Consider the following 9,357-nt stretch of genomic DNA (forward strand, 5'->3'; position numbering starts at 1 on the left):
AAGAAACGTTAAAAACCACCACCGGTAAATGCTCGGCATCCGGAGGAGGTTCTTTACCTGTATGTTATGCGGCAGTGACATCATTCGGGGCTGAGATGATGGCATCGCCTTGAAAAGCCAGGGCGCGAAGTATATCCGAACCCAAAAAGAAAGCCAACCCTGAGAGTGGCAGTTTCGTTATTCACGTATCCCTATTGGCATAATGGCGCGGGGTCACCAACCAAGCCACCGGAACCACCCTGCGTGTCGTTTGCATGATTCTACCTCTCGGAAGCGCCGATTTCGTTCCAACCATACAGCCGCTGCACGTTGCAGAGCAGCGACTGGGCCAGACTTTCCGGTCCCGAACCCCGCAAACTTGCCAGGACGGCAAGTATCGCCGGCAGGAACGCAGGCGAATTATGGCCAGCCTCGACACCTGCCGGCGCCATATCAGGCGCGTCCGTCTCCAGAACCAGTGCATCAACGGGCAATCGGGCAATGGTATTCCGGGTCTTCCGGGCTCGCTGATGGGTAATTACACCACCAACACCAATAAAACAACCAAGATCAATCAGCTTGGAAGCCTGCTCGTAACTGCCCGAAAATCCGTGCACCAAAACCCGCCCTGAAAAGCGCTTGCGCCGCAACACCTCGTATACCTCGTCGTGGGTCTTAACCGAGTGAATAACCAGCGGCAAATGGAATTGCGCAGCGATATCAACCTGCCCCTCAAACCAGGCGTACTGATCTCGCATATCACCATGGAGCCGATCCAGGCCGCACTCCCCCAGGGCAACGCAGTGACCTGGGCGATCTTCGAGCAAGCCCTGCAAAGCGTAAAGATCGTCGGCGACATGCTCCGCCACATACCAGGGATGAATACCGAGACAGTAGTAGAGCCCATCGTGCTCCGATGCAATACGGCTCACCCGGCTCCAGTCAGGCCGACGAACGCCGGGAATAACAAGACTCGACAGGCCGCTGCTGCGAGCGTCCTCGAGCACTGCCTTCCGACGCCCATCAAACGCAGGGAAGTCAAAGTGGCAATGAGCATCAATGAGTCGCATTCACTCACTCCAGCACTATCTTAGTGTTCCTAGTGCTCCCGCGTTTTATGGAAGCTGATCTCGGGATAGCGTTCCTGAGCCAATTGCAGGTTGACCATCGTTGGTGCGATGTAGGCCAGTCGGTCGCTGCCGTCCAGAGCCAGGAAATCGTTAGCCTTGCGCTCGAACTCATCCAGTTTACGCTCATCAGAGGCCGTTACCCAGCGTGCCGTTGCGACATTTATCGGCTCATACACAGCCTCTACCTTATATTCACTCTTGAGTCGGCTGACCACCACATCAAACTGCAGGACACCCACCGCTCCCACGATCAAGTCGTTGTTTCGAAGTGGGCGAAAGACCTGTACCGCGCCCTCTTCCGCAAGCTGGATCAAGCCCTTTTGCAGCTGCTTGGACTTGAGCGGGTCCTTCAGGCGAATACGACGGAACAATTCCGGTGCGAAATTGGGGATGCCGGTAAATTTCATATCCTCACCGGCAGTGAAGGTATCCCCCAGCTGGATGGTGCCGTGGTTGTGAAGGCCGATAATATCGCCTGCGAACGCCTCCCCCGCATGCTCGCGATCGCCTGCCATGAAAGTCAGCGCATCGGAAAAACGAACCTCTTTGCCGATTCGCACATGACGCGCTTTCATGCCTTGATTGTAACGCCCTGACACGATCCTTAAAAAAGCCACACGATCCCGGTGTTGGGGGTCCATATTCGCCTGAATTTTGAACACGAAGCCTGAGAAGACATCTTCTTCCGGTTTCACCAACCGCTGATCAGTTTCACGCGGTTGCGGTGTGGGGGCCCACTCCACCAACCCATCAAGCATATGATCAACACCAAAATTGCCCAGTGCCGTACCGAAGAATACCGGCGTGAGCTCGCCCGCGAGAAAGGCCTCCAGGTCGAACTCATGGGACGCTCCTTTCACCAGCTCAATCTCGTCTCGGAGATCGCCAGCATAGCCGCCCAGGACCTCGTCCAGCTCGGGATTCTCCAGCCCCTGGATCACGCGTTTTTCCTGGATCGCATGGCCCTGGCCGGATTTATACAGGATCACTTCGTCCCGGGTAAGGTGATAGACACCCTTAAAATTCTTGCCCATACCGATGGGCCAGGTAATCGGTGCGCAGGCGATCTTGAGCACATCCTCAACCTCATCCATCAACTCCACGGGATCACGCGTATCACGGTCCAGCTTGTTCATGAAGGTCAGTATTGGCGTGTCCCGCAAGCGGGTTACTTCCATCAGCTTTATGGTGCGCTCCTCGACACCCTTGGCGCTGTCGATCACCATCAAGCATGAATCCACCGCCGTTAGCGTGCGGTAGGTATCTTCCGAGAAATCCTCGTGACCAGGCGTATCCAGGAGGTTGACCAGGCGTCCGCCATAGGGAAACTGCATCACCGAGGTGGTAACGGAAATACCACGCTCTTTCTCCATCTCCATCCAGTCGGATTTTGCGTGCTGCCCCGACTTTTTCCCCTTTACCGTGCCGGCTTTCTGTATGGCCTGCCCAAACAGCAGAACCTTCTCTGTAATGGTGGTTTTACCCGCATCCGGATGCGAGATAATCGCAAACGTGCGGCGCTGGGATACTTCGCTGGCAAGGCTGGTCATAATTGGTAACAACCTGATTCGGAGAGACTGAAAAACGGACGCCATTATAGGGATATTAGGTCACTGACGCGAACCCTCGTCCGCCGTGATCGTGCCCCATCTAGCCATGCATATCCGAGGGACCACCCCCCAGAGGTAATGCCATAACCAGTGCGTCTTCCCGATCGCGGCCTGCGGGGTAGTAGCCTTTCCTGCGACCAATCACGTCAAAACCTTCCGCCGCGTACAGATCAATTGCCGTGTGGTTGCTGGCTCGCACCTCCAACAAAACCTGGCTCATGCCATCCCGCGCAGCCTGCACTACTAGGTGTCGGAGCAAGCTGCGCCCTCCGCCATTGCCTTGCTTAGCCGGTGCCACGCACAGATTCAGCAAATGGGCCTCCCCGACCATATAAGCCACGACGGCGTATCCACTGAGCCGTTGCCCCCACTCGAGCGCCCAGAGCCGGTAGTCAGGCCGAAAGCATCCTAAAAAAACGGATTCGCTCCAGGGGAAGGAATAGCCCTGAGCTTCGATATTGAGGACCTCAGGCAGATCCTCTGGGTGCAACGCCCGGATCGTGAGGTCAGCACTTTCTATCTTGCGATATAGATCCTGACCCACAAGTCAGCCCCCGACGGTGGACTTCAGCTGCTGCCAAAGCTCACGCTTGTAAGCGGGCACGGCAGCCAGCTCGGCAAGAGTATGGGAGAAGTCGACAGCAGCGTCACCCAGCGCATCGTCAAGCAATACCGCTCTGTCTGACGGAGAATCGTCGGCCAACACTCCGAGCAACACCACCTTGCGGGCGCCGAAATCATTGGCCAGGGAATGAAGAGTATCGCGGAAATTGTCTGCACTGTTTCCAGGAACCCGCAGATTTCCAAACACCGGCCAGCGAAGCTCGCGCCCTTTCTCAATCCGGGTTTCACCGACCGCTGCCAGGATGTTTTTTGCCAATGTGTCTTGAAGCCGCTCGCTGGCCTGGTCGGATACACCACTGATCAGCACAAGCCGCTCTGAGAACCAGAACCCGAGATGGGCGTGAATCTGACGGGGCAAGTCCCCAACAGCGTTCAGTGTTTTGTCGGACGACACTCCGGCCGGCGCCTCCGGCTCAGCGGCAACCGGCTTTTCCGGAGTTTTTTCGGCCACTGGTACGTCAGTAGGTTCCGGCGTATTGTCGGCCATCAGCGCCTGGATGCCAGCAATTCGGTCCTTGCCAACACCATCAATCTTACGCTGTGGCACAGATGGACGCGCCGGAACGGGAGGCGGCACAATCGCAGCGGACTCCAGTTCGGTCTCATCATGCTCGGGAAAAGAGAATTCAGGGCTAGGAGCTGCGCCGGGTAGCGCTTTCCTGGCGTACCAGAGATGAATCCCCGCCTTGCCCAGATAAAATTGACGCTCGGCCTCTGGCATCATCATTGTGTTAGCCCCCTTTGCATACCCTGTTCAGACATCGGCGCCCTGCGGGTGCTGTCGTACCCCGCCTCGACTGATCAGATTCAGGGCTTCAATGTACGCCTTCGCGGAGGCAATAATGATATCGGTATCAGCGCCGATACCATTCACAATTCGACCGCCACGCTCCAGGCGCACCGTCACTTCCCCCTGGGCATCCGTACCGCTGGTAATGTTGTTCACGGAATAGAGCTGCAAGTTGCAGCCCGAGTCTACCAGGGACTCAATGGCTTTGAAGGTGGCATCAACCGGCCCGCTACCTTCCGCCTCGACCTTGTGCTCCCTGCCATCCACCAGAAGGGTCAAGTGAGCCCGGGGGATAACACCGGTCTCAGAGCACACCTGCATGGTAACAAGCCCATAGCGACCGTCTTCTTCCTTCTGCCGGGTGTCGCTGGCAATCGCTTGAAGATCTTCATCGAAAATTTCATGTTTGAGATCAGCCAGTGCCTTGAACCGGGTAAAAGCTTCATTAAGCTCTGTTTCGGTTTCAAACTGGATGCCAAGCTCCAACAGACGGGACCGGAAAGCGTTTCGACCAGAATGTTTGCCCAGTACCAGGCTGTTGGTGTGCCAGCCCACGTCCTGTGCCCGCATGATTTCGTAGGTTTCCCGATGCTTCAGGACGCCATCCTGATGAATACCCGATTCGTGGGCGAAGGCGTTTGCACCAACGATCGCCTTGTTAGGTTGTACCGGAAAACCGGTGATGGTCGACACCAGCCGGGAGGCAGGCACAATGTGCTGCGCATCTACCCGGGTGTCGATGGTGTACAGATCCTGACGAGTGCGAACCGCCATCACAAGCTCCTCAAGGGAGGCGTTCCCTGCACGCTCACCGAGCCCATTGATGGTACATTCAACCTGCCGGGCCCCACTGCTCACAGCCGCAAGGGAGTTTGCAACCGCAAGCCCAAGGTCGTTGTGACAGTGAACGGAGAACACAGCTTTGTCGGCATTTGGAACACGGTTCAACAACTGACGGATGGTCTCCCCAAACTGCTCCGGAATGGCATAGCCCACGGTATCCGGAATGTTGATTGTTGTTGCTCCGGCCTTGATTGCCGCTTCGATAATACGGCACAGGAAATCCAGCTCGGACCGCCCCGCGTCTTCACAGGAAAACTCAACATCGTCAACGTGACCGCGGGCACGCTTAACAGATCTGACGGCTTGCTCAACCACGTCTTCCGGCTGCATCTGCAGCTTGTACTGCATGTGAATCGGAGACGTCGCAATAAAGGTATGGATACGTCCGCGTTCGGCAGGCCTAATAGCCTCCGCAGCGCGATCGATATCCTTATCCAATGCCCTGGCAAGACTGCAAACGGTGGAGTCCTTGATGGACTCAGCAATCGACTTTACCGCCTCGAAATCACCCTGGCTGGCGATCGCAAAACCGGCCTCTATAACATCAACCCGCAGTTTCTCAAGGACCCTGGCAATGCGCAGCTTCTCTGCTTTTGTCATCGTAGCGCCGGGACTCTGCTCGCCGTCACGCAACGTTGTGTCGAAAATAACCAGGTGATCGTTTGCAGGCATGGCGCTCTCCATCAGGGCAACTGAAGATCTGTTTTTCGAAGAGTATATCACTGATTGCGCAACCGACGGGGCATGTATAGCGTTAGCCGCCGGTGCCCGTGCAGACAAGCCAGAACAGGAAACCGTTGAACACAAGGGAAAGAACCGCGATGAAACGCCAGTTTTCCAGTGGCACACGATCGACGAGTGGTCGCCATGCCGTGGGTGTCAGCGCCGGGTTGGGATGCTCGAGGTCCCGCAGGAATTCCGACAGTGAAGGGTATCGGGACTCCGGCTTCAAGGAAAGGGATCGTTGCAGACAGGCATCCAACCATGCCGGCAGGTCCGGGTTGAATGCACGCATGCTGCGATAGCGCAAACGTCGGCGGACAGAAGGCCTCGGCGATTTCGCATAAGGAAGCTGTCCAGTCAAAAGCTCATAGGCTATCACGGCCAGGGAATAGCGATCAGAAGCTGGCGTGGCCCGGTCACCCTCAAGGCACTCCGGCGCAGCGTAGCTCTCGGTTCCCAGGCACCCTTCCTGCCCCCACGGAACATCGATCTCCTCAACCCCACGAATTCGTACGGCTCCCAAATCAATGATTTTAACGGTCCCGTCTCTGGCAATCACTACGTTCTCTGGCTTGAGGTCCTGATGCACCATTTCAAGACGGTGCAGTGCCCGTAAACCGATGGCGATCTGCTGAATGAGATTCCTCACGTCGGCAGGCGTTGGACGCGGGTTGTCGTTCATCCATTCGCGTAGCGTTGGCCCCTGAACATACTCAGTGACACAATACAAACAGCGCCGATTCTGCGGCGGCTCAATAAAGCGGACAATATGAGGACTGTTTACACGACGCCCGACCCAGCACTCGTTCAGAAAACGGTCAATATAGGCTGGATCATCCACGAAGTTCGGCGACGGGGTTTTGATAACAACCGGCTCACCGCCGGCCTCCGGAGCAGCAAGGTAAACCTGGGTGCGACGACTAGCATGGATTTCCCTGACAATCCGATACCCGTCAAGCCTTTGCCCGGACTCCAATGGCGGCGGGAATGCCAGCGACGTCAGCCGCTCATAATGAGCCTCGACGTCTTCCACTGGCAGGTGCTCAATGTTAAGTACCTGAGCACTCAGGTTGTCCGGACTGCCAGCGGAATAGGCTGCATCCACCAACGCCATCGCGACATTGTCTGCGTCACCCTCCGCTGCAAGTCCGACCATCGCGCCTGGGTCAAGATACCCATGCACACCATCGGTGGTAAGCAATAAACAGTCACCGGGCTGGAGGTTCGTACGGGATACATCAATCTCAACGTTCAGTTCAGCACCCATGGCTTTTGTCAGCGCGCCCCTATCGACACCTACAACGGCATGATGATCCCTGGTCAGACATTCAAGTTCGCCGTTACGAAGAAGACATACCCGGCTATCACCCACATGAAATATATACGCTCGATTGTTCTTGATGACGACACCGCTAAAGGTGCAAACCATCGCATGAGCGTCTGCATGGCCGGCGTGACCACGACCGTGCAACCACCGATTCAAAGCCCCAAGGACACGACCGGCCGCGGTTTCAACGGCCCAGGAGTCCGGCGTACTGTAGTAGTCGTGCAGAAATCCTTTTACGCAGGTTTCAGCCGCCTCACGGCCTGCCGCCGACGCACTCACACCATCGGCAATAACAGCCGCAACGCCCTTCAGTACGAGCGCCTCGCCTTCTGGATACCGAATACCCAAGCTATCCTGATTTTCGGATTTCCGACCAGCGATACTGTATTGGCCGGCCTGCAACTGGAGGCGTCCACTCACGTTACGTCGATCATCCTGACTGAGCCATCCGGCATTACCTCGCTTGTTTGCGGAGCAGGCTCATCCATGAACATCATCACCAGCGCCATGATTACCAGAGCGATCGCCCCCAGCACCAGAAAGAACTGCTCCGTGGGCACCAGGGCCAGCACAACCAGGAAGACAACACCACCTACGTTGCCGTAGGCACCTGCCATTCCCGCAACTTGTCCAGTGAGACGACGCTTGATTAATGGCACCGAGGCATACACGGCGCCACACCCGCCCTGCACAAAAATCGAGCAGACCACAACCAGAGCAACAGCCAATGGCAGAGGCCAACTACTATCAATCCGTGCCATGAAGAAGTATCCGACCGCAATTCCAGCCAGCATCAGTATCACCATCAGTTTCCGACCATAACGGTCGGCAAGATAGCCGCCGCCAGGGCGACCAAACAGGTTCATAAGGGCAAAACTCCCGCCCAGCATTCCTGCCAACATGGGAGAGATATCAAACGTATCCAGGAAATACAGCGGTAACATGGAGACCACCGCGAGTTCAGACCCGAAGCTTGCCATATATACGAGGTTTAGAAGCGCTACCTGCTTGAAAGGGTAGCGATCAAATGCCGGCACAGCTCTTTGAAATACGTGACCGTTTATCTGCCAGATCCGCAACAACTGGAACGCCGCCATTACCCCTATCACACCATAAAAAAGATAGGTTGTCGGAGCCCCCAGCATACCGAGCTTATAGGGCCCCAACTGCCATACGATCAATGCCAAAGCAAAGAACAGCGGCAAGTTCATCACCACGTAAAGGATGAAATCCCCCTGGCTCGTCACTTCCATTGCTCCGCCCCGCTTTGGTTTGAAGTAGGTCGAACCTTTTGGAGTATCGCGGACCAGGATGTAGAAAGCCGCCGCATAAAAAATCGCTATGACGCCGGTAGTACCTACCGCCCAGCGCCATCCGTTATCGCCACCGAACCACAGCGCAAGTGCCGGCAATGAAAGCCCGGCAAACGCAGCGCCAAAGTTACCCCAACCACCGTAGATACCCTCTGCCAGTCCCAGTTCCTTGGCCGGGAACCATTCACTTATCAGCCGGATACCTACAACAAATCCTGCACCAACAAAGCCCAACAGGAATCTGGTTACCGCGAGCTGTTCGAAGGTGGTGGAGAGTGAAAACGCAATGCAGAGAAGCCCTGACACAATAAGGACCAGGCTATACACACGGCGTGGGCCAAGTGTATCCACTAACATACCAATAAGGATTCGGGCGGGAATCGTTAAAGCGACGTTGAGCAGCAGCAGAGTGTTCACCTCTGACGTTGTAAGCCCGAACTGTTCACGGATGGATGACATCAGGGGAGCGTGATTAAACCACACCAGAAAGCTAATAAAAAACGCCACCCAACTGAGATGGAGAATCTTGATTCTTCCCACGAATGAAAAGAATCGGAAAGAGGTATCATGCATACGTTGGCCTGTGAGAATGCAAAGTTTGCCAACAGGTTCTTATGGAAGGTTCTATTGAAGGGACGCGAACGTGCGTGAGCTTTTTGAAGCAAAACAGGAATTGGCGACACCTTCATTTCCTTCTGGCGGCGTCGTTGCCGTTACCTGTTGGAGCCTAAGTCGGTAGCCATACATTCAGCAAAATACATTCCAGAATATTGTTTTTCATTTAAATCATAAAGTTAAAAATACACGGAAGACACCCACGCAGAATAATGCACCAAGGCTGAGCGATCTGAACAAGACTGCACCGCGATGGTGTGCTCTTCTGTGACTTTCTTACAGGCAATAAAAAACCCCCGTCGGCGAAGCCGCGGGGGTTTTTGGTATTAAGAGCCTGACGATGACCTACTCTCACATGGGCAGAAGCCACACTACCATCGGCGCTGGTCTGTTTCACGGCTGA

The 9,357-nt window shown here is 55.5% G+C and carries 7 protein-coding genes; all 7 read right to left on the reverse strand.

The features are described from left to right. Window positions 1–260 precede the first annotated feature (260 nt). Entirely contained in the window at window positions 261–1,049 is a 789-nt protein-coding gene (locus AC0B60_RS19535; RefSeq protein ID WP_465087546.1) for a TatD family hydrolase, read from the reverse strand. A gap of 29 nt (window positions 1,050–1,078) precedes the next feature. Further along, window positions 1,079–2,659 (reverse strand): peptide chain release factor 3, encoded by a 1,581-nt coding sequence (gene prfC, locus AC0B60_RS19540; protein WP_465087547.1) that lies wholly within the window; start codon window positions 2,657–2,659, stop codon window positions 1,079–1,081. A gap of 100 nt (window positions 2,660–2,759) precedes the next feature. Then, window positions 2,760–3,263, reverse strand: a complete 504-nt coding sequence (rimI, locus tag AC0B60_RS19545; protein WP_465087548.1) for a ribosomal protein S18-alanine N-acetyltransferase — start codon at window positions 3,261–3,263, stop codon at window positions 2,760–2,762. Between the two features lie 3 nt (window positions 3,264–3,266). Then, window positions 3,267–4,070 (reverse strand): hypothetical protein, encoded by an 804-nt coding sequence (locus AC0B60_RS19550; protein WP_465087549.1) that lies wholly within the window; start codon window positions 4,068–4,070, stop codon window positions 3,267–3,269. A gap of 27 nt (window positions 4,071–4,097) precedes the next feature. Beyond that, a complete protein-coding gene (locus tag AC0B60_RS19555) occupies window positions 4,098–5,648 on the reverse strand; it encodes a 2-isopropylmalate synthase (protein WP_465087550.1) in 1,551 nt (516 codons plus the stop codon). A gap of 82 nt (window positions 5,649–5,730) precedes the next feature. Further along, complete coding sequence (locus AC0B60_RS19560) at window positions 5,731–7,446, reverse strand: protein kinase domain-containing protein (protein WP_465087551.1); 1,716 nt, start codon at window positions 7,444–7,446, stop codon at window positions 5,731–5,733. Then, complete coding sequence (locus AC0B60_RS19565) at window positions 7,443–8,912, reverse strand: MFS transporter (RefSeq protein WP_465087552.1); 1,470 nt, start codon at window positions 8,910–8,912, stop codon at window positions 7,443–7,445. The genes AC0B60_RS19560 and AC0B60_RS19565 overlap by 4 nt, the downstream gene beginning before the upstream one ends. Window positions 8,913–9,357: the final 445 nt, after the last annotated feature.

It is taken from the genome of Marinobacter sp. V34, assembly GCF_055524115.1.

Coding starts and splice junctions, on each gene's coding strand:
- AC0B60_RS19555 (WP_465087550.1), bottom strand. CDS start 5,648: ATGCCTGCAAACGATCACCTGGTTATTTTCGACACAACGTTGCGTGAC.
- AC0B60_RS19535 (WP_465087546.1), bottom strand. CDS start 1,049: ATGCGACTCATTGATGCTCATTGCCACTTTGACTTCCCTGCGTTTGAT.
- AC0B60_RS19565 (WP_465087552.1), bottom strand. CDS start 8,912: ATGCATGATACCTCTTTCCGATTCTTTTCATTCGTGGGAAGAATCAAG.
- AC0B60_RS19550 (WP_465087549.1), bottom strand. CDS start 4,070: ATGATGATGCCAGAGGCCGAGCGTCAATTTTATCTGGGCAAGGCGGGG.
- prfC (WP_465087547.1), bottom strand. CDS start 2,659: ATGACCAGCCTTGCCAGCGAAGTATCCCAGCGCCGCACGTTTGCGATT.